Annotated in this window: 23 protein-coding genes and 1 tRNA gene; 6 read left to right on the plus strand and 18 right to left on the minus strand. The window is 32.6% G+C overall.

Annotated features, from left to right (window positions below):
- Positions 1–434: 434 nt before the first annotated feature.
- The 5 genes from ACM55G_RS07595 to ACM55G_RS07615 all read right to left on the minus strand — a co-directional run bounded on the left by ACM55G_RS07595 (position 435) and on the right by ACM55G_RS07615 (position 4,738).
- Positions 435–508 (minus strand) — tRNA-Arg (locus ACM55G_RS07595).
- A gap of 221 nt (positions 509–729) precedes the next feature.
- Entirely contained in the window at positions 730–870 is a 141-nt protein-coding gene (locus ACM55G_RS07600) for an SsrA-binding protein (RefSeq protein WP_416843298.1), read from the minus strand.
- Between the two features lie 109 nt (positions 871–979).
- Positions 980–2,785, minus strand: coding sequence for a M56 family metallopeptidase (locus ACM55G_RS07605; protein ID WP_416843299.1), 1,806 nt, complete (start codon positions 2,783–2,785; stop codon positions 980–982).
- A gap of 68 nt (positions 2,786–2,853) precedes the next feature.
- On the minus strand, positions 2,854–3,222 hold the full coding sequence (locus ACM55G_RS07610; protein ID WP_416843300.1) for a BlaI/MecI/CopY family transcriptional regulator: 369 nt from the start codon (positions 3,220–3,222) through the stop codon (positions 2,854–2,856).
- Positions 3,223–3,520: 298 nt separating this feature from the next.
- Positions 3,521–4,738, minus strand: a complete 1,218-nt coding sequence (locus ACM55G_RS07615; RefSeq protein WP_416843301.1) for an MFS transporter — start codon at positions 4,736–4,738, stop codon at positions 3,521–3,523.
- 96 nt (positions 4,739–4,834) lie between these two features.
- Between ACM55G_RS07615 and ACM55G_RS07620 the strand changes: the two genes are divergently transcribed.
- From ACM55G_RS07620 to ACM55G_RS07640, 5 genes are all read left to right on the plus strand, one after another.
- Complete coding sequence (locus ACM55G_RS07620) at positions 4,835–5,437, plus strand: DUF1684 domain-containing protein (protein WP_416843302.1); 603 nt, start codon at positions 4,835–4,837, stop codon at positions 5,435–5,437.
- Positions 5,437–6,090, plus strand: a complete 654-nt coding sequence (locus ACM55G_RS07625) for a TatD family hydrolase (protein WP_416843303.1) — start codon at positions 5,437–5,439, stop codon at positions 6,088–6,090. Before ACM55G_RS07620 ends, ACM55G_RS07625 begins: the two co-directional genes overlap by 1 nt.
- A gap of 78 nt (positions 6,091–6,168) precedes the next feature.
- Complete coding sequence (locus tag ACM55G_RS07630) at positions 6,169–6,885, plus strand: tRNA threonylcarbamoyladenosine dehydratase (protein WP_416843304.1); 717 nt, start codon at positions 6,169–6,171, stop codon at positions 6,883–6,885.
- Between the two features lie 47 nt (positions 6,886–6,932).
- Positions 6,933–7,607 (plus strand): HAD family hydrolase, encoded by a 675-nt coding sequence (locus tag ACM55G_RS07635; protein WP_416843305.1) that lies wholly within the window; start codon positions 6,933–6,935, stop codon positions 7,605–7,607.
- Positions 7,608–7,658: 51 nt separating this feature from the next.
- Positions 7,659–8,504 (plus strand): DUF2911 domain-containing protein, encoded by an 846-nt coding sequence (locus tag ACM55G_RS07640; RefSeq protein ID WP_416843306.1) that lies wholly within the window; start codon positions 7,659–7,661, stop codon positions 8,502–8,504.
- A 65-nt stretch (positions 8,505–8,569) separates the two neighbouring features.
- Here the strand turns inward: ACM55G_RS07640 and ACM55G_RS07645 are convergent, their stop codons facing one another.
- From ACM55G_RS07645 to ACM55G_RS07705, 13 genes are all read right to left on the minus strand, one after another.
- Entirely contained in the window at positions 8,570–10,297 is a 1,728-nt protein-coding gene (locus tag ACM55G_RS07645) for a sodium:solute symporter family transporter (RefSeq protein WP_416843307.1), read from the minus strand.
- A gap of 123 nt (positions 10,298–10,420) precedes the next feature.
- Entirely contained in the window at positions 10,421–12,952 is a 2,532-nt protein-coding gene (locus ACM55G_RS07650; protein WP_416843308.1) for a PIG-L family deacetylase, read from the minus strand.
- Between the two features lie 164 nt (positions 12,953–13,116).
- Positions 13,117–13,644, minus strand: a complete 528-nt coding sequence (locus tag ACM55G_RS07655) for a hypothetical protein (protein WP_416843310.1) — start codon at positions 13,642–13,644, stop codon at positions 13,117–13,119.
- 166 nt (positions 13,645–13,810) lie between these two features.
- The gene (locus tag ACM55G_RS07660) at positions 13,811–14,128 is read right to left on the minus strand and encodes a hypothetical protein (RefSeq protein WP_416843311.1); all 318 of its coding nucleotides are present in this window, start codon (positions 14,126–14,128) and stop codon (positions 13,811–13,813) included.
- A 239-nt stretch (positions 14,129–14,367) separates the two neighbouring features.
- Positions 14,368–14,865, minus strand: a complete 498-nt coding sequence (locus ACM55G_RS07665) for a hypothetical protein (protein ID WP_416843312.1) — start codon at positions 14,863–14,865, stop codon at positions 14,368–14,370.
- Positions 14,866–15,036: 171 nt separating this feature from the next.
- Entirely contained in the window at positions 15,037–15,354 is a 318-nt protein-coding gene (locus tag ACM55G_RS07670) for a hypothetical protein (RefSeq protein WP_416843313.1), read from the minus strand.
- A gap of 168 nt (positions 15,355–15,522) precedes the next feature.
- Positions 15,523–17,193, minus strand: a complete 1,671-nt coding sequence (locus tag ACM55G_RS07675) for a BamA/TamA family outer membrane protein (protein ID WP_416843314.1) — start codon at positions 17,191–17,193, stop codon at positions 15,523–15,525.
- Between the two features lie 195 nt (positions 17,194–17,388).
- Positions 17,389–18,588 carry an AI-2E family transporter gene (locus ACM55G_RS07680; protein WP_416843315.1) on the minus strand — a complete coding sequence of 400 codons (1,200 nt, stop codon included), beginning with the start codon at positions 18,586–18,588 and terminating at the stop codon, positions 17,389–17,391.
- A 185-nt stretch (positions 18,589–18,773) separates the two neighbouring features.
- Positions 18,774–19,304: a mechanosensitive ion channel domain-containing protein gene (locus tag ACM55G_RS07685; protein WP_416843316.1), complete on the minus strand. Its 531-nt coding sequence runs from the start codon at positions 19,302–19,304 to the stop codon at positions 18,774–18,776.
- A 13-nt stretch (positions 19,305–19,317) separates the two neighbouring features.
- Positions 19,318–19,902 (minus strand): Maf-like protein, encoded by a 585-nt coding sequence (locus ACM55G_RS07690; RefSeq protein ID WP_416843317.1) that lies wholly within the window; start codon positions 19,900–19,902, stop codon positions 19,318–19,320.
- Positions 19,895–20,815 (minus strand): geranylgeranylglycerol-phosphate geranylgeranyltransferase, encoded by a 921-nt coding sequence (locus ACM55G_RS07695; protein ID WP_416843318.1) that lies wholly within the window; start codon positions 20,813–20,815, stop codon positions 19,895–19,897. Before ACM55G_RS07695 ends, ACM55G_RS07690 begins: the two co-directional genes overlap by 8 nt.
- Positions 20,816–20,886: 71 nt before the next feature.
- On the minus strand, positions 20,887–21,414 hold the full coding sequence (locus ACM55G_RS07700) for a KdsC family phosphatase (protein WP_416843319.1): 528 nt from the start codon (positions 21,412–21,414) through the stop codon (positions 20,887–20,889).
- Complete coding sequence (locus tag ACM55G_RS07705) at positions 21,398–22,171, minus strand: Rossmann-like and DUF2520 domain-containing protein (RefSeq protein ID WP_416843320.1); 774 nt, start codon at positions 22,169–22,171, stop codon at positions 21,398–21,400. The genes ACM55G_RS07700 and ACM55G_RS07705 overlap by 17 nt, the downstream gene beginning before the upstream one ends.
- A 198-nt stretch (positions 22,172–22,369) precedes the next feature.
- Between ACM55G_RS07705 and ACM55G_RS07710 the strand changes: the two genes are divergently transcribed.
- Positions 22,370–25,513 carry a cytochrome c biogenesis protein CcsA gene (locus tag ACM55G_RS07710; RefSeq protein ID WP_416843321.1) on the plus strand — a complete coding sequence of 1,048 codons (3,144 nt, stop codon included), beginning with the start codon at positions 22,370–22,372 and terminating at the stop codon, positions 25,511–25,513.
- Positions 25,514–25,631 lie beyond the last annotated feature (118 nt).

Raw genomic sequence — 25,631 nt, forward strand, 5'->3', positions numbered from 1 at the left:
CAAAAATTTATATTTAAATAATAGCTACTTTTTGCATCGGGAAGCTTCAGGAGGTTTAATGTATGCTAATCAAATAATTTCTAAAACATCACGTGCTATGTATTCAATTTTTGATAGGGCAGTTTTAAAAGATGAGGTTTATGATGAACTTTACAGTATATTTTAAAAGTCACTACAAGGGTAAAGAAACAAAACGCTACAAAAGAATCATGATTAAAATTATTATTTCAGAAAGGTATCCAAATGATACTCTTGAAATTATATTAGTGATGTAGTCATAAAGTGCAAAACGTGAAGCTAAAACAAAACATTTTTTTTTCTTGAAGAAGTTTACTTTTTAAGAAATTTTTAAACCACCGTACGAAAATCGTACAAATACATAAATAAAAAATCCTTAAACTACTGATTAACAGTGTGTTTAAGGATTTTTAGAGTGACCTTGACTGGATTCAAACCAGTAACCTCTTGAGCCGTAATCAAGTGCGCTATTCAGTTGCGCCACAAGGCCTTATTGCGGGTGCAAATATAGGGTTAATTGTGTGAATTGCAAGTCAAAATTGATAAAAAAATAAAAAAATTTGCCAATAAAGAATTACATACTTGATATTCAATATTTTCCAAAAGAAGGGATTTTGTTTGAATACATTATTTCCGTACAAATTCACCCCAAGCAAGGAATAAATGCCTTGAAATATTAAAAGGTAAAGAGTCGAAACAATCAAAATTTTTTTAATCAAGTGCTCTTGAGGTTACATAATAGCGATAACCAATAATTGCCATTTGCCATTTTTTTGCTTTCGCCAAATCCAATCGCTGTTTGGTGAAACTTGGAAGAATGACTTTGTTGATTTGAGCTAAGATTTTAAACATAGGTAAGTTTTTTCAAAGATATAAAAAAAGACGATCTTGATAAAAAACGTTTTTCTCAATGATTTTTAGAGAGATGAAATTAATTATTACGCTTTTCCATAGCTTCTCTTTACTTTTTCATGGCTTCTTCGTATTTAGCCATTTCTTTTTCAAATATTTTTTTGCGTTTAGCCATTACTTCTTCCACTTTTTTTTCATAAGCAGTCATGTCCGGTTCGAAAAATTCCATCTTTTTTTCGTATTCTTTTATCTTTTTCTCAAATTTAGCCATTGCTTTTTTATCATCTAAGTTCGATGGATGAGTAGGTGGCGCAGGTATTTGTGACAGATCAGGCGCCGGAGCTACCGGCATTGGTCCGTCTGGAAATTTTGGAGGAGTAGGAGGAGTTGGAATATCTTTATCATTGAAAGTTTGAGTATTAGTTTTGGTAATGATTCTAATTGTTTTTTCTTTTTTATTGACATCCATTTTGTCAATTGTATTTTGGTCTAATTGTAATAATTCATTTTTATCTACTTTTTGGCCATTGATATAAATGTCATTTTCAGTGAGTGTTTTATGGAATTTTTTTGTTACTATTCTGATTTCTTGTTGATCATTTTTTTTATTTACATCCATGCGTTCAATTTCATCAGGATCTAATTTATCCATATCATTTTGAGTTACTTGTTCTCCATTAATGAAAATTTCTTTGTCAATAGAAAGTGTTTTATCGGATGATGCCGTTATTTTTTCATTTTTAATTTTGGCATCGATTTTGGCATCACTGATATTAATTTTGCCACTTTCATGCTTGATATAAATATCTTTAATTGCGCTGGTGCCATGTTGTTTATATGTTCCATTACCATATAAATTTCCATTGTAATTGATTGTTATTCCTTTGATTTCATTACTTGAATTGCGTTCTATTTCAGAGAATATTAAATCGCAATTAAATTCTTTTTTGAAAAATTCAGTTTTCTTTTTTAATTCTTCATCTGAAAAATTCTTGTTAATCGTTGTAACGACATCCAGTACACTTTTTGAAACATTCTGATTCGTTTTTTCCTGCGCAATAGTTTTAATTTGGAATAAGAATACAAACGCGACTAATACAGGAAGCACTAAAGCATACTTCCAAGAATTCCTTTTGTTTGATTGATTTTTGTTTAACATAACGATTCGTTTTTTGATTAATGATTGATAAAAATGATTGGTAATGGCAACACAATTTTCCTGTGTTGTTATTTTTAAAAGTGTGATTTGATAGGCTTTTTTGTCGGATATTCTTTTGGAAGCTTCGTTATCTGCAATGAATTCAAGGTTTTGTAAAATTGCTTTTTGGTATAGCCAAATGAATGGATTGAACCAAAATACAGTACAAAACAATCTCGAAATTAGTACATCAACGGTATGGTTTTGTTCGCTGTGTACTTTTTCATGCTCCAAAATGTTTTCTAATTCGGAAGCGGAGTATAAAGCTGAATTGTAAACGATCGTATTGAAATAGGAAAATGGCGCTACATTTTCTTTGATATCTATAAATTTAAAATCAGCTTGTTGTTGAATAATTTTTCCTTTTAGTACAGCATTTAAACTATAAAAATCAAAGGCAAATTTGGCCAGTAAAAGTAGTACTCCAATTCCGTAAGCAAGAGCCGTAAGGATTGGTAAATAAGCTTCGAATGTTTTTTCCTCGGTATAATTCGTAATACGGACATTTGACCAATTTATAGGAGTTACAGTTGGTTCTACCCAGATTATTTTTGTGATAAAAACAAATGGTAAAAGAACTGAAGTGATTAATCCAGCCAATAAAAACCAACGATTATTGTTGAAAAAGGTTTCTTTTCGCAGCATTAAAAAATAGGCTAAATAAAATAGGACGATTAGTCCACTTGATTTGATGAGATAAATAAACAGTGCTTCCATACGCTATATATTTTATTCTAGGTTATTACTTTTTTTTCTGCAGTTACAAAACTGCTCTTTATAAAGAATTATTTCTCTTCTTCCTGATTTTCTATCATGGTCAGAATCTCCCGTAATTCGGCAGCAGAAATTTTCTCTTCTTTGGCGAAAAAGGAAACCATGTTTTTATACGAACTATTAAAGTAATTATCTATTGCCGTATTCATGAAACGCTTTCTGTACTCTTCTAAACTAACGATAGGGTAGTATTGATGGGTGTTCCCAAAGGCATTATGAGAAACAAACCCTTTTTCTTCCAGATTGCGCACAATGGTAGAAAGCGTGTTGTAATGAGGCTGCTCTTCGGTGATTTCGGCCATTACTTCTTTTACAAAAGCTTTTTCTAGCTTCCATAAAATGTGCATGATTTCCTCTTCTTTATTGGTTAACTTTTGCATGAGTTTTTTATTTGAATCAAATGTAAAACTATATTTTTAGTTACGCAACTATAAATATAGTTATTTAACTAACTTTTTAGTTTTAAGATCGTGTTGTCTTTTTTTTAACGTTAATTTGGAACGATAAAAGCTCTTTCTTGCAGATGTGTTATTCTGAAAACGAGGCTGCGTGATGGATAGCAGCAAGCTACCAAAGTAGCGCGTATAGCCCGACCGCCTTGATAAAAGGGGCAGTATAACCAGCTAATTAGTTTGCCCCTTTTATCAAGGCGGTCACGCCCAAAATAGTAATATAGACTTATTTTTGTTCGATTTGAACGAGTTTCTGCAGCCAAATACAACCTAAAACGGAAAGAACTCCTAAGCTGCCCATGAAAAACCAATTGGTCTGGTAGCCAAAATGGCCAATAAGTTCGAGTCCGGTTTTGGAACTCGCAATGTGCGCTAAACTAAAACTCATGGTGAACAACGCCATGTAACGACCTTCATGCCCATTTGGGGCTCTGCTTAACGCAAAAGAATTGGAGAAAGGAAAGATGAACATTTCCCCAAAAGTGATTATGATGATGCTGATTACTAATATTCCCGCCCAAGTGTTGATCAAAAGGAGGTAAAAACTGATGGACATGAGTACGCATCCCCAAAGGATAATTTTGAGTTTTTCAATGCCTTTTCTTTGGCTGAAACTCACAATGGGCATTTCTAAGAAGAAAATTAATAATCCGTTCAAGGATAATAAAAGTCCGCTTTGGAATTCCGTAAGTCCAAATTTCTCATTATGATACAAGGGTAAAGTGGTGAAAAGTTGGAAGAATAGCATGGCTGTAGCAAAACAAACAAACAGGAATATCCAGAATATTTTGTCTTTGAAGACGGAAGCAGGTATTTCGGTTTCACTATTAAGGGTGTTTAAATCAGCAGGTTTTTTGCGTTCCTTTACCAATAATGCAAAAATTAAAATGGAGACAATACAAGAACTTCCATCGACCCAAAAAAGTCCGCTATATCCTAAATTCATGATAATTAAACCTCCCAAAGCAGGTCCGGCAGTAAAACCCAAATTAACCGCTAGTCGAACTAAAGTCAAAGCTCTGGTGCGATTTTCAGGCTTGGCATACGTGCCTAGTGAAACGAACATTGCGGGACGAAACATATCGGCGACGGTCATGATAACAAACATTCCAATACACAATCCCCAAAAAGTACGGATGTATTGTACGAGAAATAATAGGATTCCGCTGGTAAATAAACTGAAAACCATGATTTTATAAAATCCAATTTTATCTGATAATTTACCACCAAGCCAAGAACCTAACATGGACCCAAAACCAAAAGCGACCATAATCCATCCTACTTGTGCGTAGGAAAATTGTAAGTCTTCTTTCAAATATTTAGATAAAAAGGGCAAAACCATCGTTCCGGCGCGATTGATAAAAGTAATCAAGGTAAGAATCCATACTTCTCTTGTGAATCCTCTAAAATTATTAATGTAGCGTTGGAAAGCGGTTTGGATCATATATAAAGTTCTAATTTTACAAAGGTAGAAAACTTTGTACCGATGCGTCTTTGTAGCATTGTAACTTTTAAACTATTTTTGCTTAAAATTATAAAAATGAGAATGCTATTCGCTTTAGTTTTTTTAGTGCAGTTTAATTTTGGCTTTAGCCAAGACAAATTTGATGTTTCGGCTGTTGCCAAATTTCAAAAGGATTTAAATACAGAATATGCCGATGCTAAAACTAGTCCATTGACAACCGAAGATTTGGCGGTATTCAAAGCGTTGGATTTTTATCCTGTTAATGAAACGTTTTTTGTGAATGCTAAATTTGTCAGAACAAAAAAAGAAAAACCATTTGAGATGAAAACCTCCACGGATAGAAAACCGTTGTATGTAAAATATGGGGAAGTTATTTTTACAATTGAGGGAAAAAAACTAAAATTGAATGTGTACAAGAATATTGAACTTTCGAAAAAACTAGGCTATAAAGACTATTTGTTTTTACCATTTTCCGATTTGACTTCGGGGAATGAAAGTTATATAGGTGGCAAATATATCGATTTGAGAATCCCCAAAGGAGATACAATTGTCATCGATTTTAATACTTCGTACAATCCGTATTGTGCTTATAACCATAAATATTCCTGTCCAAAAGTGCCTTTGGAAAACGATTTGAATATCGAAATAAAAGCAGGAGTTAAAAAATTTAACGACTAATGCAGTACTTTAATTTACATACCCATAAATTTACGAATCAACCTGATATTTTAGAGTTAGTCAATCAATATCCATGGGAATTTGATGCTACGATTCCATTTTATTCTATTGGAATTCATCCTTGGCTTATTATTGAAGAGCGTCTTGAATCTGATTTTGCAATAATCGAAAGTAAATTGCAAGAACCGAGTTGTCTTGCAATGGGCGAATGCGGACTGGACAAACGAATAGAAGTTCCCATGGAATTACAACAATTGGTTTTCGAAAAACAGTTGCTTTTGGCACAGAAATATCAAAAACCAGTCGTGATTCATTGTGTTGCCGCTTTTCAGGAATTGATTGAGATTACCAAAAAATTAAAGATTACCGTTCCAATACTTATTCATGGATTTTCCAAAAGCGAACAATTAGCGAAACAATTATTGGAAAATGGATTTTATATTTCGTTTGGGAAATATTTATTGCTAAATCCAGAGCTGGAAACGGTTTTTAAAGGCATGCCAAATGATCGATTTTTCTTGGAAACGGATACTGCACAAGAAAGTTTGGCGACAGTTTATGCTTTGGCAGCAAAATATAAAGGAATTTCGGTAGAAGAAATTCAGAAACAAGTGAATAGTAATTTCTTGGAAGTATTCAAGATTGAACTATAATTGATTTAAGAATGCAGATTAACGATTGTTGATTTCAGATTTTTTGATTACAACAACTATAAACTTAAAACAAAAAAAATGGCAGAGTGGACAGAAAGAGCCGAACTTTTATTTAAAAAGGAAGGTTTAAATAAATTGCAAAATGCAAATGTACTAGTCGTAGGACTTGGAGGCGTGGGTTCCTTTGCAGCCGAATTTTTGGCGAGAGCAGGAGTGGGAAAAATGACAATTGTAGATGGCGATGTTGTTGACATTACGAATATAAACAGACAATTGCCTGCCTTGCATTCTACAGTAGGACAACCAAAAGTTACAGTTGTAGGGGACCGATTAATGGATATTAATCCCGAATTGGAATTAACCCGGGTGCAGGAATTCCTTTCTCCGGAGCGTGCTTTTGAAATTATTTCGGAGGAATTTGATTATGTTTTGGATTGTATTGACAGTGTAACTCCAAAATTGAATTTGATTATTGGAGCCAAAAGAAAAAGAGTAAAAATTATAAGTAGTATGGGTGCTGGCGGTAAGATGGAAGCTTCCAAAGTAAAGGTGACCGATATTACGAATACGGTCAATTGTTTCTTCGCAAAAACAATCAGAAGACGATTAAAAGAAGTGAAAATTGACAAATTGAAAGTGGTATTTTCTTCTGAAATTCAGGATGAATCCAGTTTAAAAATGACCGATGGTTCTAATTTTAAAAAATCGTTTTATGGAACGAACAGTTATATGCCAGGATTATTTGGTTTATATGCTGCAGAAACCGTGATTCGGTATTTACTTAAAAAAGAGTAATCAGGAGCATATAACACAATGCAGATTTCAAAAAACTAAAAAAAAAAATGATACAAACAGTAATTTTTGACATGGATGGTGTAATTGTCGATACAGAACCGGTACACCGTTATGCCTATTTCAAACAATTTGATGAATTGAATATTGAAGTCACCGAAGACTTGTATACATCATTTACAGGAAATTCTACTCGGAACATATTCCAGAAATTAAAAGAAAAATTTAATCTTGACCAAGATGTAGAGGATTTAATTCTGAGAAAAAGATCCATTTTTAATGATGCTTTTGATAGCAAAGAAGATTTAGAATTATTAGAAGGTGTTGAAAAATTAATAATAGAATTACACAACAACGGAATCCAATTGATTTTAGCTTCCTCAGCTTCAAAAGTTACTATCGAACGTGTTTTTCGTCGTTTTAAACTCCATGAATATTTTACTCATGTTGTAAGTGGAGAAGATTTTCCTAAATCAAAACCACATCCCGCCATTTTTGAGCACGCTGCGAGTTTATCTATAGCTCCAAAAGAAAACTGTATTGTAATTGAAGACAGTACCAATGGGATTAAAGCTTCAAAAGCTGCTGGTATTTTTTGTGTGGGTTACAATAGCATTCATTCAAAAGACCAAGATTTATCGGAAGCAGATGTAGTAATTAATCATTTCAATGAATTAGGTTTCGATGAAGTGAAAAATATTGATTCTAAATTAAGTAATAATTAACATTTAAGAATACCTGAATTTGTAAATTTGAAAATATAAAAAAACGATACTATGAAAAACATTCTAATTGCATTTGCTATTATTATTGCAAATTTTACCATTGAGGCGCAGGTTAAAACACCACAGTCGAGTCCTAAAGCTACAGTTATACAAGCAGTAGGTTTGACAGATGTAGAAATTAATTATTCAAGACCAAGTGCAAGAGGAAGGGCTGTTTTTGGTAATTTAGTTCCTTTTGGAAAAGTATGGAGAACGGGAGCTAATGAAAACACAACGATATCATTTAGTGATGATGTAGTTATCGATGGTAAAATTTTGAAAAAAGGAAAATATGCTCTGTATACCGTTCCAAAAATTGAAAGTTGGGATGTATTGTTTTATTCAACTACTGATAACTGGGGTAATCCCGCAGAATGGAATGAAGCTAATGTAGCGCTTAAAGTTACAGTTAAGCCGGAAACTTTATCCAAAAATGTAGAAACATTTACTATAGGAATAAGTGGTTTAGATAACAATTTTGCTTTTTTAGAAATGTATTGGGAGAATTCTTATGCAGCTGTAAAATTTGAAGTTCCTACAGAGAAAAAAGCAACGGCCAACATAGAGAAAGCATTAGCAGGGCCAACTGCCGGAGATTATTTTTCTGCAGCACAGTTTTTATTTCAGTCGAACGGGGATAATAACAAAGCATTGGTTTATGTAAACAAAGCGTTGGATATGAATACAGAAAAGCCGTTTTGGTATAACAGATTAAAATCATTAATACAAGCTAAGCTTGGGGATAAAAAAGGCGCTATTGAAACCGCTAAATTATCACTTGCAGCAGCGGAGATTGCTAAAAACCAAGATTATATAAAAATGAATAAAGACAGTATAGAAGAGTGGAGTAAAAAATAATTCTTTAACTTTTTTAACAAAAAATTCCGTCTTGAATCTTTCAAGACGGAATTTTTTTATTTGAACTAACCAATAATTAAGTCTTTTTGTTTTCTGAAAATCGTCCATTGCAACAGCAACGAAATTACAATCGTTAGCAACGCCCCGATGAAATTGAGCCATAAATAACCCAGTTTTTCTTCTCCGCTGGGGTAAATATAAATGGCAAAATAATAGATTATAAAAATGGTTATTTGGCTTATTACTGCGCTGCTAAAAATGGCCTTTCCATGAACTTGTTTGATATAAAAACCTACTAAGAAAATTCCCAAAACAGTTCCATAGAAAATGGATCCTATGATATTTACTAATTGGATTAAATTTTCGAATAGCGTGCCAATAGACGCAAATAGAATAGCTATTATTCCCCAAACCAGCGTGAAAAATTTCGTAGCGTTGAGGTAATGCTTTTCTGATTTTTCTTCTTTAAGATTGCGTTTGTAAATGTCAATCGCTGTAGTGGATGCCAATGCATTCAGTCCGGAAGCCGTAGATGACATGGCAGCCGAAATAATTACCGCGAGCAATAAACCAATAAGACCTTTGGGCAAATAATTAAGGATAAAGTGAAAAAACACATAATCTTTATCGTTGGTTTCACTATTGCTGTCTGCCTTTAGGATAATTTCTTTGGCACGATCTCTCAAATCTTTTTCTTTGTTGGATAATGCAATTAGTTCTTTTCGAAGAATTGGATTATCATAATCCTGATTAAGTTGATCGATGTACAATAGATTAATCACTTTTTTATCTTCGGATAGCGCATCCAGTTTATTTTCTAACGCATGATATTCCGCTTTGAATTTGGATTTTTCAACGATTATTTTATTGTTGGGATTAAAATTTAAAGGAACTGGATTGAATTGAAAAAAAACAAAAACCATAACTCCAGTAAGCAGAATGAAAAATTGCATCGGAACTTTTAGGAGTCCGTTCATTATCAATCCCATTTGGCTTTCTCGAACTGATTTTCCGGATAAATAACGTCCCACCTGAGATTGATCCGTACCAAAATAAGCCAATGCTAAGAAAAAACCACCTGTTATTCCGCTCCAAAAAGTATATTTTTCTTCTGGATCAGTCGAAAAACTAACAATATTCATTTTATCATTTGCTCCAGCAATATGCAAAGCATTAGTAAAAGTCATATCATTTGGCAAATAATGTAAAATCAGGAAAAAGGTGATTAACATTCCGGACATAATCACAAACATTTGCTGTTTTTGAGTTACGTTTACCGCTTTCGTCCCTCCGGAAAAGGTGTAAATAATTACCAACAATCCAATAATAATAATCATTACAGTAATGTTCCAACCTAATAGTGCTGACAAAATAATAGCTGGAGCATAAATGGTTAACCCAGTTCCCAAACCTCTTTGAAATAAGAAAAGTATGGCTGCAAGGGAGCGCGTTTTTAAATCAAATCTGTTTTCGAGGTATTCATAAGCGGTATATACTTTGTATTTGTGGTAAATTGGGATAAACGTGACACAAATTACTACCATTGCAATAGGCAATCCAAAGTAGAATTGTACAAATCCCATTCCGTCATGATATGCTTGTCCAGGAGTTGAAAGAAAAGTTATAGCGCTGGCTTGTGTGGCCATAACCGAAAGTCCAACAACATACCATGGCGTTTCATTACCGCCTAAAATAAAGTCTTCAACATTTTTACTTCCTTTTGTTTTCCAAGCACCATAAACTACAATAAATAGCAATGTGGCTATCAATACGACCCAGTCAAATAGTTGCATAATTTAAGAGTATAATTTCATTATTAGATAGAAAACCAAAATATAAATAGCATTGGCTACAAGAACCCATGTATAGTTTTTTTTCCAAGTTTTTATTTTTTTTGTTTCCATTTTTGGATTGTTTTAATTCTTGATTTTTTGTACAGCAATGGTTACAGGTGCTTTTAGCGAAATCATATTGGATAACAACCTAAATGCGCCGGAAACGCCTTCAGGTAATTCCCGGAACAAACTTAAACCCGTATAAATATAATATCCTTTTCCGTAAGGAGCGACTAATAAAGCACCATTCTTAGGCGTTTCCCCTTTATCATTTGAAGATAAAATAGGAGTGAAGGCTTTATCAAATTCATTAGGATAATAGAGACCTTGTTCCTGTTTCCAACCTTCAAAATCTTTTGAAGTGATTTTGTTTGGGAAATTCATAACTGGATGATTTGGTGCTAAAAATCGAACTTCGGCATTTTCTTCGGTAACTCGGTCACGTGAAATTTTGAGGGAAAACGGAGCAATAGTAGCCAAAGCAATATCATCCGGAGTATTGTATTGTACCAGCATTGTTTTTCCTCCTTTTACAAAATCAAAAAGAATACTTTGCTTGTATGCCAATGTTTGTACTGTATTGTAAGCTCGAACTCCGGTAATAATTACATCAAAATCAGCTAATTTTTCAGGACTTATTTCTTCGGGTTTTAGCAGCGTTACTTTATACCCCATTTGCGTTAAGCTTTTAGGGACTTCATCGCCGGCTCCCATGATATAACCAATGTGTTCGTCTTTGGTTTTTAAATCCAGTTTCATGAATTTTGCTTCAGCAGGCTTCAAAACTTGTTGCTTGGTAATATGACTGTAATCGATGATGATTTGGTCTTTATCGTAATCTATATTGTCAATGACCGCAATACTTTTGGCGACAGCTTCATCGGGATTATTTGGCGGAGTTACTTCAAAATAAACGATTTGTTCCGTTCCCTTTTTTTCTAAATTAAAAGGAATGGATTTTGGAGAAACCAACCAATTACTCGGTAATTCCAATTTTAAATTACCTTTCACCGCATCTTTTCCAGCTTTGATTTTTACAGCTACACTTTTGTTTTGGTTATCCTTAAAAAGAGCTACTTTGTCTAGAATACTTGTTGTTATCTCAGGAACTATATCCAAATAATTATACATTTCACCTTTTACATCATCATTGTATTTATAGACAACGGTTCGTTCAAAAGGAATTTCAATTCCATTGATTTTGATGCTAAAAAGTACTTTCACTTCCCGAATGATATCAGGAATTCCAATATTTTTTTGATCATCTACCGTGTACATTCCTACCGTTCCATTCTCTTTTAACCAATACGGCTGTGTATATTCTATTGTTTTAGGCAATTGTAAATCAAGGTTGATATTTTTTAAAATATTAGTATTTAAAGCTGTATTTTGAGAAGTGCTTTTTTGTTCTGGCAAAGTGGTGACACTCATTAATTGCATCGGAATAAGACTTCTATTTATGGCCTCAAGTTTTAGTTTTACAATGCTGCCGGGAGTAGCTTCCTGATTTTGGGCAACTGCTTCAAGATACAATCCGGAACAAGCTGCAATAATTTCTTTTATTGCAGACGTTTTTAATGTGGTCCAATGTTTCTCTTCCAATGCTTGCATCATGGTATAGGCTTTCGCCAAATTTGGAATACTGGCCGAAGGATTTGTATAATCAAACTGAGCAGCGATGGTTGTCAATAATTCACCGATAGGTTTTCCGCCTTTTACTCGGTTCCAACTTGTGTCAACTCCTTCAAAAATGGAAGATTTATTTTTTAATGGTTCGCCATTTATAAATTCTAAATATTCGGTTTCCTCACCACGACTTCCGGTACTTCCAAAACCCTGAGACTGATGACGACTGCGGCTTAAAGCTGCAATTTCTTGATTTGATTTTCCAATACCAGGAAAATAAGCGCCTATTTGAAGCTCCATCAAATTTGATTTGTCTGCGGCATCAAATTTTTCTTTGCTGCCATAAAACCACCATGAAGTATTAAAAAACTGGCGTTTGGGTTGCCAAGGCTGAACTAATTTTAATTGTTCTGGAAAAATAGTGGGATTATTGGCTAAATCAAAACTTTCTGCGCTCAGCATTGCCGATGCGGTATGATGACCGTGCGTAGTTCCCGGAGAACGATGATCAAACCGATTGATAATTACATCAGGTTTAAATTTTCTTATGGCCCAAACAATATCAGAAAGCACTTTTTGTTTATTCCAAATTTCTAATGTTTCAGTTGGATTTTTAGAAAAACCAAAGTCATTGGCACGAGAAAAAAATTGTTCACCACCATCTATTTTTCTAGCTTCTATAAGTTCTTGAGTCCGAATTACACCTAATAATTCGCGCAATTGCGGGCCTATTAAATTTTGTCCGCCGTCACCACGCGTCAACGATAAGTAGCCCGTTCTGGCCTTAGTCTCATTTGATAAAAAAGAAATTAAGCGGGTGTTTTCATCATCAGGATGAGCGGCTATATAAAGAACGGAGCCTAAAAAATTAAGCTTTTGAATTTGATTGTAAATTTCAACAGAATTTAGTTTTGGAGGTTGTTGCGCTATTGTTATTTGAAAACAAAAAAGAAATAGTATAATCGCTTGCAGGAGTTTTTTTTGCATTATTTTAAATTTAATTTGCAATAGCTTCAAATGTAAGAATTAAATAATTTTTCTTGAAATGTTTTTGGTTTTCTTTAAAATAAAAAAATGATTTAACAAAAAAGAGAGAAACCAACTTTGGCTCTCTCTTCCGCATTATTATTTGTTATATTTAATTTGGGGTATTAGTCTCTTCCATGACCCTTTCCGTTTCCTCTTCCATGCCCATTATCATGATTATCATTTCCTTTTCGGTTATCATTGTCTCTTCGATTATCGTTTTCTCTTCGATTGTCAAATTCTCTACGGTCATCATTTCCTCTGCGATTATTACTATAACCTATGTTTCTTTGTTCCCTACCTTGGTAACCTCTATAATATCTAACTCTATCATTATTGAAGTTTCTGTAAGGTCTTGAACCATGATAATCATTCATTACGACTTTGTAGCCACTGTATAAATCATAGTTTCTATATTGTCCGGGCAAATATCTTGATCGGATCCATCTTCCTCCACCAAAATAAATAAATTGAGTCGCTCTAATATCATAATAGGCTTCAACATCCGGCAAATAATAATAATCCGCTTCTGCATATCCTACGGGACCCCAAGAAGGTGGTGAACCTATGTTTAAACTTACTGAAACTTGTGCATGTATTGTACTAGATGCAAAAAGTATAATTCCTACGGCGATTAATTTTAATGTTCTCATTTTTTAAATATTTAATAAATTTATATTTACTCTTTGCGATAATACTTTTTTTGTAAAAACAACAACTGTGCCATTATAAAATAATTAACATTTAATTAAAATAGTTATGTGTTTTCCAAAAAAAAAGAGAAGCAAAAAGCTTCTCTTTTTTTAATAAGAAATTGGATTATAACAAAAGAATCAATAAAAGAATTACAATGATTATAGCTCCAACAGATAAATAAATACCATTTCCAGTTGACCTTAACTCAGCATTAATAGCGCGTACTTCTTTGCGAAGTGTTTTTTTCTCTGAGGATTTCATAGATGATCTGTCCATTGCTTTGATTTCGTCTAAGCGAGAGAGCATTTTCTTTACATTTTCAGGAACTTCTTTTGTATTGCTTATTACTGTAATTGGATTTTTTTCAGCAGCAATAACTGTGGTTGGAATACTAGTTAATGACAATACCATCATCATTAAATAAAAGCTAACTTTTTTCATCTTGGTTGTGGTTTTATGGTTTAACATTGTTGTTACTGTAAATATAAGAAATAATTGATGATAAATTTCATACAATTAAATGTCAGAACAATGTTGTTGAATTTTAGAAAAAAACAGTAATTTTAATTTGGTAAAAAGATACAACCACAAAATATTTTAACCCATTTTATTAAAAGTTATAAATTAAAAAAAGAGAGTTCCATTTCTGAAATTCTCTTTTTTATTAGATAAAAAACGTACTAATGTTTTCCATGACCACCATTTCCTTTTCCTTTATCATGACCGCCATTTCCTTTATCATGACCACCATTATCGTGATTGTCATTCTTTTTAGATTCTTTGTAATTGTTATTCCCTTTTGAACCTATTGATCTTTGAGGTGCACCGTGGTATCCTTTATAATATTTTACTTTATGATTTTTAAAGTTACCGTAAGGTCTTGAACCATGGTAATCGTTTAATACAACTTTATATCCACTGTACAAATCATAGTTTCGATATGGTCCAGGCAAATATCTTGAACGAATCCATTTTCCTCCACCAAAATAAATAAATTTTGAAGCTCTTATATCATAGTAGGCTTCTACATCTGGTAAATAATAATAGTCTACATTAGAATATCCTACAGGTCCCCACGATGGTGGTGCACCTAGGTTAACGTTAACAGAAACTTGAGCGTGTATTGCACTTGATGATAAAAGGATAATTCCCGCGACGATTAATTTTAATGTTTTCATTTTTCAAAAATTTAATTAATAATTTATTTAATTGTAACTCTGTTTACTACTATTTCTTTTGTAAATCCAACAATTATGCCAATTAATTTCTTTATCATTTAATTGGAGATTTGTTTTCATAAAAAAAGAGAAGTGTATGGCTTCTCTTTAAATTTTATTTTGGGAACTTTATTACAATAAAAGAATCAATAAAAGGATAACGATAATGATTGCTCCTACAGATAAATAAACACCGTTTCCTGTTGATGCTAGTTCAGATTTAATAGCACGAACTTCTTTACGTAACGCTTTTTTCTCAGATGATTTCATGGAAGATTTGTCCATAGCTTTTATTTCATCTAAACGTGAAAGTAAAACTTTAACTTCTTCAGGTACTTCTTTAGGATTGTTTGTTACTGTTGTTGGATTTTTTTTAGCAGCAAAAGTTGTTGTTGGGACAACAGTTAATGACAATACCATCATCATTAAATAAAAAGAAATTTTTTTCATCTTGTTTTTTTAGTATTAGTTAATGTTTTTTCATTACTGTAAATATAAAAAAAACTTTAAAAAAGTACTTATACAATTACTGGCTAAAATTATATAATTCACACCTTATCATAAAATATTGAATTAATTGCAGTTTTATTCTAAAATAGAAGATTAAAAATCGCTTTTTTATTTATAAATGACTGTTCGAGGCTTAGCTAATTCAAAATCCTGAAAACCAAAATCGGTGGTTTCAAATGAATTGGTTTTAAAAACATTTTCACCAACACGAGGAATGGAAGGGTAATAGGATAACGATATTTGGAATGAACTAAATACTAAATAATCATTATTTATAATACATCCGATGCTAATTTTAGAATAGGCCTTACTTTCACGAAGTCCTATTTGAGCAGTACCCAACATTGCAATTGAATAATTAAAATAAGGATTAACTCGGAATCCCCATAAATCCCAGGGAGAATAGGCTTGAGTTTGTAAAGTCAATACCGTTTTATCTGTTCCATATTCAGCACTGTTAAAACCTGAAATTCCAAAATCTTCGTTAATTGTAAGTCGATCACCTATAGAATTTAAACGGTTTCTACCCAAAATAAATTGAGGCTTAATAAATTGTCTTAATTTCCATTTTCCAATAGTAATTAAATTAGTAAAATAATTTGCCTGAAAAGACAAAGTAGTCTGGTTTGTATTCGATTCATAAAAAAATGAGCCTAATTCAAAATTAACACTTAGAAATCCCCATTTATAAAAATTTCCAAATGTAGCCCGACCACCCAAATAATAGCGTCCTATATTATTCTTATATTGATAACCTCCTGTTATTCCATAAATTTTTCCAATTGGGACATCCTCTATTATCCCATTTTTAAAAATGTATTTGTCTTCCACAAATTTTCGTGAGGTGACACCAATTCCGGTAAGAAAAAATTTCTCTCCGGAGTAGAAATCAATAGGATCATATACAGTGGTTGGACTTTCAATGTATTTAATATTTAAAAATCTACCAGACAAAATTAGATTTGTTGTTCGGTCTCCTTCAGTATTTCCTTTAAATAAACGAAAAGCATGTCCTACCCATAAATCTTGTGAATTAAATTTAAAATTTTGATTGGCATATATCAAATTAGAATCCTGTAATGTGTCTTTTCTAAATTGTTGATCTACGTAAATTCCGGCCGCCCATTTTGCAAAAGGGGAATAAAAAGGACGGTCAATATTGATGCTTTTTGCATAATAATTATCTAAATCAATATGATAATTCAATGTTGTTTTGATAAATGTATTTTTGATGTTGGGAATGCTATAGGCTATACTGTAAGCATTTTTCCCATCGTTGAATCTGTTTTTAAATTTATTATCAATTTCATGTCCTGAGCCCAAAAAGTTACGTTCATTTAATTCAAAATTCAGTCTGGTATTTGAAATCGACCCTTTTGGAATAATACTCCACGTATCTAATACCCTTATATTGACATCAACGGAATCTGGATTATTTTTAATTAATTGAGGTGTTATACTAACTCTGCTCACGAATCTTTGAGTTCTTATTAAACGCTCTGATTCTTTTACTAAAAGGGAATCCAGTGGTTCATTTTTTCGTATGAGCAATAAATTTTTTATAGCCAATCTATTGGTTTTAATGTGTATTCTGTTTCCGCTTCTTTCCGCCCAATTTCTAGGTCCTCTAGTAGTATCAATTTCTGAAAATCCAAATGGGTCAAGCGTAACTATATTGATATTTCGGATAGTTCTTCCTTCAAAAGCGAGGTATTTTTTTCGAACTACTTTTTCCTTTTTAACTTTTAAATTAACAGGTCTAAAAATTAACTTATGCATTAACTTAGTGAATTTCCTTTTTTTGGAATAGGTTTGAATATTCTTGTATACTTCAGTTGAATCTTTTTTTGGCTTATTTACCTGAGAAAAAGAAATCTGACAGCAGCAAAAGAGTAAAAAAAATAAAATCAGTTTTTGTTTTTGAAACATGTTAAAAAATTAGCTTTGAAAGATAGATTTTTAAAATTTAAGTAATTAATTTTCACCACCATTCGTATCATTTTCGGTAGTTGTTTCTGTGAACATAGGCACCGTTATGTCTGTTTTGATTATGATTTTTTTTGCTGATGTTTCTGAATCAAAAAGAGGTAATTTAATACTACGCCAGGTATATGTTTTTGGTAAATCATCACCCATTAAATACCCCCAAGGCTCCAGAGATTCTATTCTGTCAAAAATTACTTTAAGGATAGCAATTATTGGAATAGCTAAAAACATACCAGAAATGCCACAAATTGCCCCTCCTATAATGATTCCAACAATAGAAACAAATGCATTTATTTGGACTTTTGAACTAACAACTAAAGGGACTAAAACATTGTTGTCAATTAACTGTACAATTATGTTAACCACAATCACACCGATAATTATGGATAATTCGGGTGTACCAGTTAGCGATGCTATTATACTTAAAGCACCTGCAAACAATATTCCAACATAAGGGATCAAATTTAGAATACCCGTTATAATTCCTAATAAAACAGCATATTTAACCCCTATTATCATGAATCCAATTGTTGTCAACACGGAAACCAGAATCATTTCTATAATTAAACCAACAATATAACTTTTTACGGCTACTTTTATTTGACTCAAAATATCTTGCAATTTAGCATGGTATTCTTTTTTAATCAATTTAGAAAAGAACAACATAAAATGGGTTCTGTACAAAAGGATTAAAAAAGTATAAATAGGAATTAAAATAATATTTAAGAGTGTATCGGTAAAGGAAGCTAAGGTTGTACCGAGTAATTCTTTTCCTTTTTCCATAGAATCTTCCGTAGCTGTATCAAGATATTGTTTTTGTTCTCTTGAACTTATGTTGAAATGTTCGCGGATATATTGTTGAATATTATGAATGTGGATGGAAATGTTTCGCTCGATTTTATTAAAATCATTAGCCATTTCACTAACCTGAATGGATAAAAATGTAAAAAGCCCAATAAAGAGTAATATAAAAAGCAAAACAGTAATCATAACCGCAATAACATGTGGAAAACGGAGTGTATGTCTTATAAAATGAGCAATTGGTCTTAATATTATAGCAAATATAAAAGACAGCAGAATTGGAATTAAAATTTCCTGACCGATATAAAAAATATATCCAAGACTAATCAAGCTCAATAAAATCAATGCAAGTTTTGCGTAGAATGGAAGTTTTATGGTGTCATTCATATTTTTCGTTGTATTTATAGTGTATTAAAATCTAAGCACAAATAATTTAAAATTTAACAAGCAAATATGATCGAATAAAAAATCTAAACCGTTATATGTTTTCAAAAAATAGTTATATAATTTCCACTTATAAAAACTATAAATTGAACCATAGATTGAATAAGATGGAGTACTCAAAATAAAAATTAATCTATGAATTCGGTATCATTAAAATGATTTTTCATAATTGAAATTCCTTTTTGTAAAAGCAGATTATTAGGAAAGATTACTATTTCGCCATCATGGGTTTTTAAGTACACATGAAAAGCACCAATATCTTCAACCTCAGCTTCAATAGGGAAATCTTTGTCATGAATTTTTATTACATCACCAATTTTAAAAGGAAAAGAAAAGAACAAAATAATACCTGATGTAATGTTACTCAAAATTGACCATTGAGCAAACATGGCTACACCTACAACGGTTGTAATAGAGGATAATGCAATAAAAATATCTTTAGTCTGAACGCCCCAAATTATGATTAAAGCAGTTACTGCCAGAATATTAGTGAATAAATGAATGTATTTGATGACTAAATTAGTTCGATGCTCAATAGTGTAACTTAATTTAGCATAACGTCTTACTAGTTTTGAAGTAATAATTCGCAATAAAATGAACAAAATAATTAGAATTCCAGTTGCAATTAGTTCTCTTGTGTATTGTTGAAAAAAAGCCATATTCATAATTTAATTATGCTAATTTACTCAAATATTCATAAACTTTATCAGTTGGCATGCCCATAACATTAGCATAAGATCCTTCAATTTTTGAAACGCCTATAAAACCAATCCATTCCTGAATCCCGTATGCTCCCGCTTTGTCATAAGGTTTGTAATTTTCAAGATAATATAAAATGGCTTCATCGCTCAGTTCATTAAAGGTAACTTTAGTCAGTTCATTAAGCACAGTGGTTGCTGAAGTAGTTTTAAAACAAACCGAAGTAATCACTTCATGTATAGTATTCGATAATGATTTCAGGATTTCAAAAGCATCCTGTTGGTCTTTTGGTTTACCCAAAGCTTTGTCATTGTGCCAAACAATAGTATCACTTGTTATGAGGATATCATTGGGTTGCAATTCGTCTTCAAAAGCGTTAGCTTTCAATTCAGCCAAGTAATCGGTGATTGCCGACGCTTTTAATTCCGGAGGATAAATTTCCTCAATTTCTTTTAACTTGATTTCAAAATCCAAATCTAAATCTTTGAAAAATTGTTGACGTCTTGGAGAACCTGAAGCTAGAATCAGATTGTATTTTTTTAATTTATTTTTAAGCATTATATTTCATATTTATAGTGATAACGACAATGGAGATAATCCCGAAAAGAAGAATCCATTTCAATAATACGCTCAATTTGTGAAAGTCATTTTTTGTTTTTGCAGTCCAAATCTTTAAAGTAAAATAAAGAAGTGGCCCTAATACAAAAAGCATCAAATAAAGTGTAACAAACTGCAACTGAAAAAGATAATTGTTTATGTAAAAAACAATGGCAGCAATAGGAATAAAACTTACTGTAAAAACTATTTTTGAAGTTCGGCTAATTCCTATTGCAATAGGTAATGTATTCATTCCTTGGCTGTAATCACCACTTACATCCTCTAAATCTTTGACAATTTCCCTGATGAAATTAAGGATAAAAGTGAAAAGCGCATAATCCAAAATAATGGAGAAAATCAACGCCATTTCCTGCTGATTGCCTACATAAGTTACAGGATATAAATCGAAAATCCCAATGATAACCACACTAAATGCAAGTAACAAAGCAACAATAATATTCCCAAGAAGGATCATTTGCTTTAGGCTTGTAGCGTAAAAATAAAGTGTCGCGGCTATCAAAATAAAAACAGAAGCAAACCCAGGTTTCTGAATAACATTTGATAAATAAAAACCATTACCAACGCCAATGCAGGTAAGGGCAACATATATATTGTAGGCCTTGGCTTCTGAAATGTTTTTGCCTACAATTGCGTTGTTGGGTTTGTTTACAGCATCCGTATCTTGGTCAAATATATTATTAATAACATAACCACCAGCTGCAAGTAAAACGGTGGATGTGACTAATAATAAATATTGAAAGTCATTTAAAGCCAGAGGAATATTCTGAAATTTAATAAATCCGTACCTGAAAACGAGTTGCATAAAAGCAAGCATGAGCAGGTTTTGGTATCGAATGAGTTTTAGGTACTTCATAGTATTCAGTATTCAGTATTCAGTCAAAGTTTTCAGTATGAATGTGACTGAAAACTGTGACTGAAAACTAATCAATCGTGTTTCCCATCAAAATATGCCATCCATTTTCCTTGAGCTTTCATGACTTGTTCAATTACATCACGAGCAGCACCTTTTCCTCCGTTTTTATGCGAAATATATCTTGAAATAGCTTTGATTTCCGGACTTGCATCTTGTGGACAAGCAGGTAATCCTACTAATTTCATCACATGATAATCAGGAATGTCATCGCCCATATATAACACATGTTCAGGATTTATTTGGTAAACATCGGTATATTCATCGAAGGTTTCCACTTTATTTGGCGTTCCTAAATGAATGTCAGTAATTCCAAGATTTCTTAGTCGAACTCTTACGCCTTCATTGCTTCCTCCAGAAATAATGCAAACATTATATCCACTTTCTACAGCTGCTTTCATGGCATAACCGTCACGAATATTCATGGTTCGCAGAATTTCTCCCTCATTGGTTATAAAAACGGAGCTGTCAGTAAGTACGCCATCGACATCAAAAATAAAAGTGGTGATGTCGTTCATTATTTCTTTATAACTTTTTGCCATTATGCTGTATAGATTGTGTTAGTGTTTTATAAATGGTCAGGTAATTTTCATTGGATAAAAAGGCTTCGTGCGCTTCAATTATAGCCCTATCATTGCGTTTTGCCGGCCCAGTCTGTGATTCTTCTGGCGAAAGTACCATTATTTTTTGGGCAGTCTCTGCGATTAGAGGCTTTAGAATTTCAAATGGAATTTGATGATCCTGACAAATTTCGCTTCCTATTTCGTATAAATGATTTACAAAATTATTGACAAAAACCGCTGCGACATGCAACGCTTTTCGTTGTTCCGAATTGATAGCAAAAATTTTTTCAGAAATCGCTTTTGCCACTTTATCCAATAATTGAAAATCAGTTGCATTTTCACTTTCTAAACAAATTGGAATAGTTTTAAAATCGACGGATTTATTTTTAGTGAATGTTTGCAAGGGATAAAAAACCCCTTTTCGGTTATTATCATCCAAAGTGTCCAAAGTAGTACTTCCGGAGGTATGAACCACTAAACGGTTTTTAAAAGGAAGTTGTGAAGAAACATCTGCAATCGCATCATCCGAAACGGCTATGATATACAAATCAGCTTCTACTAAAGCATTCCAATCATTAGTGATTTTGTCATAATCCAGTAAGTGTGATAGATTCGCAGTTTGCCTTGAAAAGACTTGAGCCAATTCGATTTCTGATCCCAAATTCAGGGAATCTTGAAATGCCGCAATCAAATGTTGCGCTACATTTCCAGAGCCAATAATTATTACTTTAATCATTTGACAAAATTAGCAAAAAAATATTAAGAGTTTAATTCATTTTTTCGACGAAAAACAAACTGAAATTAGCAATGAAATATGCTTTTTTACTAGAAAATAGAAAGGGGTATTTTTGGATTTAATTAACAATTGTACGAACATAGAAGTCAAGATTTTTAAGTACTTTTGTCGCACTTTTATTAAACGCAATCCTTACAAATGATTAAAAAAATATTCTCGATTTTGTTTTCTACACGATTAATGGCTATGCTTTTCTTAACATTTGCAATCGCTATGGCTACCGGAACTTTTATCGAAAGCAAATACAATACTGATACTGCAAAAATTTTAGTTTATAATGCTTGGTGGTTTGAAGCCATCATGGTGTTTTTTATGATTAATTTCATAGGAAATATTAAACGATACCAGTTGTTGAAAAAAGAAAAGTGGGCTACTTTATTGCTTCATTTGGCTTTTATTTTTATTCTTTTGGGAGCATTCGTAACCCGATATATCAGTTATGAAGGAGTAATGCCTATTCGCGAAGGCGCAGCAGAAAATCAAGTTTTCTCAGACAAAACCTTTCTTACTGTTTTTGTAGATGGAGAGTACAAAGGAGAAATGAAACGCAGGGTTTTTGAAAAACCATTGTTACTTTCACCGGCCACCAATAATAATTTTACTATTTCAGATAAATTCGCCAATACTAATTTTGAAGTAAAATACAAAAACTTCATCATGGGCGCTAAAGAATACATAAAACCGGATCCTAAAGGTTCTTTATATTTTAAAATTGTAGAAGCTGGAGATGGCGGACGTCACGAACACATGCTTAAAGAAGGGGAAGTTCAAAATATTCATAACGTTTTATTTGCATTGAATAAATATACCGAAGGAGCAATAAACATCACTATTACCGGGAATACGAATACTATTCAAACACCGTTTGAAGGTAATTTTATGCGTATGGCTGATAAAATGCAAGGAAAGGTGATAAAAGACGATGCACAACCATTGATGATGCGTTCTTTGTATACTATTGGTGAAATGCGATTTGTATTTCCTGATCCAGCCGTAAAAGGAGTGATTGATTATGAGTCTAAAAATGATTTCAAGGCTAAGAATCAGGATGATGCTTTGGTTTTAAGTGTGACTGCCGACGGAAAAGAAAAAGAAGTAACAATTGTTGGTTCCAAAGGTAAAGTTGGGGAATCAAAAACGGTAAAAATAGGCAATATTGATTATACTTTTTTCTACGGAAGTAAAGCGTATGTGTTGCCATTCAAGATAAAACTGAATAAATTTATTGCTCAAAAATATCCAGGAACAGAAAAAAGTTATTCTTCATTTGAAAGTAAAGTTACGGTTCAGGATTCGGCAAACTCATTTGATGCTCGAATTTTTATGAATCATGTTTTAGATTACAAACAGTTTCGCTTTTTTCAATCTTCATTCGATCCTGATGAAAAAGGAACGGTCTTATCAGTGAATCACGATTTCTGGGGAACTGCAATTACGTATAGCGGTTACTTCATGTTGTTCTTTGCAATGATGTCGATTATGTTTACCAAATATTCTCGTTTTGCTGATTTGAAAAGAAAATTGGAGGCGGTAAAAATGAAGAAGGCTAATCTAATGACTATTTTGGTTTTGTTATTTAGTTTTAATGGTTTTGCTCAAAGCCATGAGGAGCATCAACATCAAGTTCCAAACGAGAAACAGATTGATTCTTTATTGAATAAATACAAAGTTACTGAAGAGCATGCAGCTAAATTTGGGCGATTGATTATTCAGGATGCAGGAGGAAGAATGAAACCGGTGAATACTTTTTCATCTGAATTGCTTCGAAAAGTAAGCCACATGGAAACCTACAAGGGAATGAATTCTGATCAGGTTTTGCTGTCTATGACGCAATATGCCAAAGTTTGGATTGAAGTTCCTATTATTTACATTAAAGCTGGAAATGATAGTATCCGTAAAATTATTGGAATTGATAAAGAAGCAAAATATGCTCCTTTTATAGCCTTTTTTGATGAAAAGGGAAATTATAAATTGTCACCCTATCTTGATGGTGCTTTCAAAACTGCGAATCCAAATCAATTCGAAAAAGATTTTATCGAAACGGACAAGAAAGTGAATTTAATGGAATCTGCTTTGAGTGGAAGAATTTTAAAGATTTTCCCTATTCCGAAAGATGCGAATAACAAATGGATTTCCTATTTGGAATTAAACGAGTCAGGAATGAAAGGAATGGATGCTACATATACTAAAAGTGTACTGCCATTATATTTTGGAACCTTGACTAATGCGGCTGATACTAAAAACTATAAAACGGCCAACGAATTATTAGAAAGTATAAACGGTTTCCAGAAAAAATTTGGAGCTAAAGTAAGGCCTAGTGAAGACAAGATTTCTTTGGAAATATTATATAATAAATCCGATGTGTTCAAGAATCTTTTCATGGCATATTTTACGATTGGCTGCCTGATGCTGGTGTTTACAATACTTAACATTATTTTTGAGAAAAAAATATTGCGTATTGCGATTAATTCCTTTCATATAATCATTGGAATATTATTTGGTTTGCATACCCTTGGATTAATAGCCCGTTGGTTCATTTCGGGTCACGCACCATGGAGTAATGCTTACGAATCTATAATTTATGTGGCTTGGGCAACGATGTTTTTTGGTTTGGCTTTTGACAGAAAATCAAAACTTACCATTGCAGCGTCGGCTTTTGTTACTTCTATGATTTTGTTTGCGGCATTTATGAATTGGATTGATCCTGAAATTGCTAATTTACAACCCGTTCTTAATTCCTATTGGTTAATGATTCACGTAGCGGTTATTGTTGCGAGTTATGGACCATTTGCGTTAGGAATGATTTTAGGAGCGGTTTCTCTTTTGTTGATTTTGTTTACCAATGAAAAAAACAAAGCCAAAATGGATTTGAATATCCAGGAAATCACATACATCAACGAAATGGCACTGACGATTGGTTTAATCATGCTTACCATTGGGAACTTCCTTGGTGGACAATGGGCTAATGAGAGTTGGGGACGTTATTGGGGTTGGGACCCTAAAGAAACCTGGGCATTAATTAGTATTATGATTTATGCCTTTGTAATTCACGCCCGATTTGTTCCGTCTCTGCGAGGAAAATGGGTTTTTAACCTGATGAGCATGTTTGCTTTCGTATCGATTTTGTTTACCTATTACGGAGTTAATTTCCATTTGGTAGGACTGCATTCTTACGCAAGTGGTGAAGCGAAATCATTGGATTGGATTTGGTATTCTTTAGGAACAATAACTTTATTTGGAGCTATTTCCTATCCAAAATATAGAAAGTATTTTAAGAAATAATAGCTTAGTTATGTTTAGTCCTGAAATAGCGATAGAGGATTAATGAAAAATAAATGTACAATTTTTAAACAGTAGTAAGCTCAGGTTTACTATTGTTTTTTGTTTTATAGGTTCTCAT

Source organism: Flavobacterium algoriphilum, from assembly GCF_048158655.1.
GTDB classification, from domain to species: Bacteria; Bacteroidota; Bacteroidia; order Flavobacteriales; family Flavobacteriaceae; genus Flavobacterium; species Flavobacterium algoriphilum.

What these genes read in the sequence shown, in the direction of transcription:
- ACM55G_RS07600 (WP_416843298.1), bottom strand. Translation starts at nt 870, where the DNA reads ATGTTTAAAATCTTAGCTCAAATCAACAAAGTCATTCTTCCAAGTTTC.
- ACM55G_RS07605 (WP_416843299.1), bottom strand. Translation starts at nt 2,785, where the DNA reads ATGGAAGCACTGTTTATTTATCTCATCAAATCAAGTGGACTAATCGTC.
- ACM55G_RS07610 (WP_416843300.1), bottom strand. Translation starts at nt 3,222, where the DNA reads ATGCAAAAGTTAACCAATAAAGAAGAGGAAATCATGCACATTTTATGG.
- ACM55G_RS07615 (WP_416843301.1), bottom strand. Translation starts at nt 4,738, where the DNA reads ATGATCCAAACCGCTTTCCAACGCTACATTAATAATTTTAGAGGATTC.
- ACM55G_RS07620 (WP_416843302.1), top strand. Translation starts at nt 4,835, where the DNA reads ATGAGAATGCTATTCGCTTTAGTTTTTTTAGTGCAGTTTAATTTTGGC.
- ACM55G_RS07625 (WP_416843303.1), top strand. Translation starts at nt 5,437, where the DNA reads ATGCAGTACTTTAATTTACATACCCATAAATTTACGAATCAACCTGAT.
- ACM55G_RS07630 (WP_416843304.1), top strand. Translation starts at nt 6,169, where the DNA reads ATGGCAGAGTGGACAGAAAGAGCCGAACTTTTATTTAAAAAGGAAGGT.
- ACM55G_RS07635 (WP_416843305.1), top strand. Translation starts at nt 6,933, where the DNA reads ATGATACAAACAGTAATTTTTGACATGGATGGTGTAATTGTCGATACA.
- ACM55G_RS07640 (WP_416843306.1), top strand. Translation starts at nt 7,659, where the DNA reads ATGAAAAACATTCTAATTGCATTTGCTATTATTATTGCAAATTTTACC.
- ACM55G_RS07645 (WP_416843307.1), bottom strand. Translation starts at nt 10,297, where the DNA reads ATGCAACTATTTGACTGGGTCGTATTGATAGCCACATTGCTATTTATT.
- ACM55G_RS07650 (WP_416843308.1), bottom strand. Translation starts at nt 12,952, where the DNA reads ATGCAAAAAAAACTCCTGCAAGCGATTATACTATTTCTTTTTTGTTTT.
- ACM55G_RS07655 (WP_416843310.1), bottom strand. Translation starts at nt 13,644, where the DNA reads ATGAGAACATTAAAATTAATCGCCGTAGGAATTATACTTTTTGCATCT.
- ACM55G_RS07660 (WP_416843311.1), bottom strand. Translation starts at nt 14,128, where the DNA reads ATGAAAAAAGTTAGCTTTTATTTAATGATGATGGTATTGTCATTAACT.
- ACM55G_RS07665 (WP_416843312.1), bottom strand. Translation starts at nt 14,865, where the DNA reads ATGAAAACATTAAAATTAATCGTCGCGGGAATTATCCTTTTATCATCA.
- ACM55G_RS07670 (WP_416843313.1), bottom strand. Translation starts at nt 15,354, where the DNA reads ATGAAAAAAATTTCTTTTTATTTAATGATGATGGTATTGTCATTAACT.
- ACM55G_RS07675 (WP_416843314.1), bottom strand. Translation starts at nt 17,193, where the DNA reads ATGCATAAGTTAATTTTTAGACCTGTTAATTTAAAAGTTAAAAAGGAA.
- ACM55G_RS07680 (WP_416843315.1), bottom strand. Translation starts at nt 18,588, where the DNA reads ATGAATGACACCATAAAACTTCCATTCTACGCAAAACTTGCATTGATT.
- ACM55G_RS07685 (WP_416843316.1), bottom strand. Translation starts at nt 19,304, where the DNA reads ATGGCTTTTTTTCAACAATACACAAGAGAACTAATTGCAACTGGAATT.
- ACM55G_RS07690 (WP_416843317.1), bottom strand. Translation starts at nt 19,902, where the DNA reads ATGCTTAAAAATAAATTAAAAAAATACAATCTGATTCTAGCTTCAGGT.
- ACM55G_RS07695 (WP_416843318.1), bottom strand. Translation starts at nt 20,815, where the DNA reads ATGAAGTACCTAAAACTCATTCGATACCAAAACCTGCTCATGCTTGCT.
- ACM55G_RS07700 (WP_416843319.1), bottom strand. Translation starts at nt 21,414, where the DNA reads ATGGCAAAAAGTTATAAAGAAATAATGAACGACATCACCACTTTTATT.
- ACM55G_RS07705 (WP_416843320.1), bottom strand. Translation starts at nt 22,171, where the DNA reads ATGATTAAAGTAATAATTATTGGCTCTGGAAATGTAGCGCAACATTTG.
- ACM55G_RS07710 (WP_416843321.1), top strand. Translation starts at nt 22,370, where the DNA reads ATGATTAAAAAAATATTCTCGATTTTGTTTTCTACACGATTAATGGCT.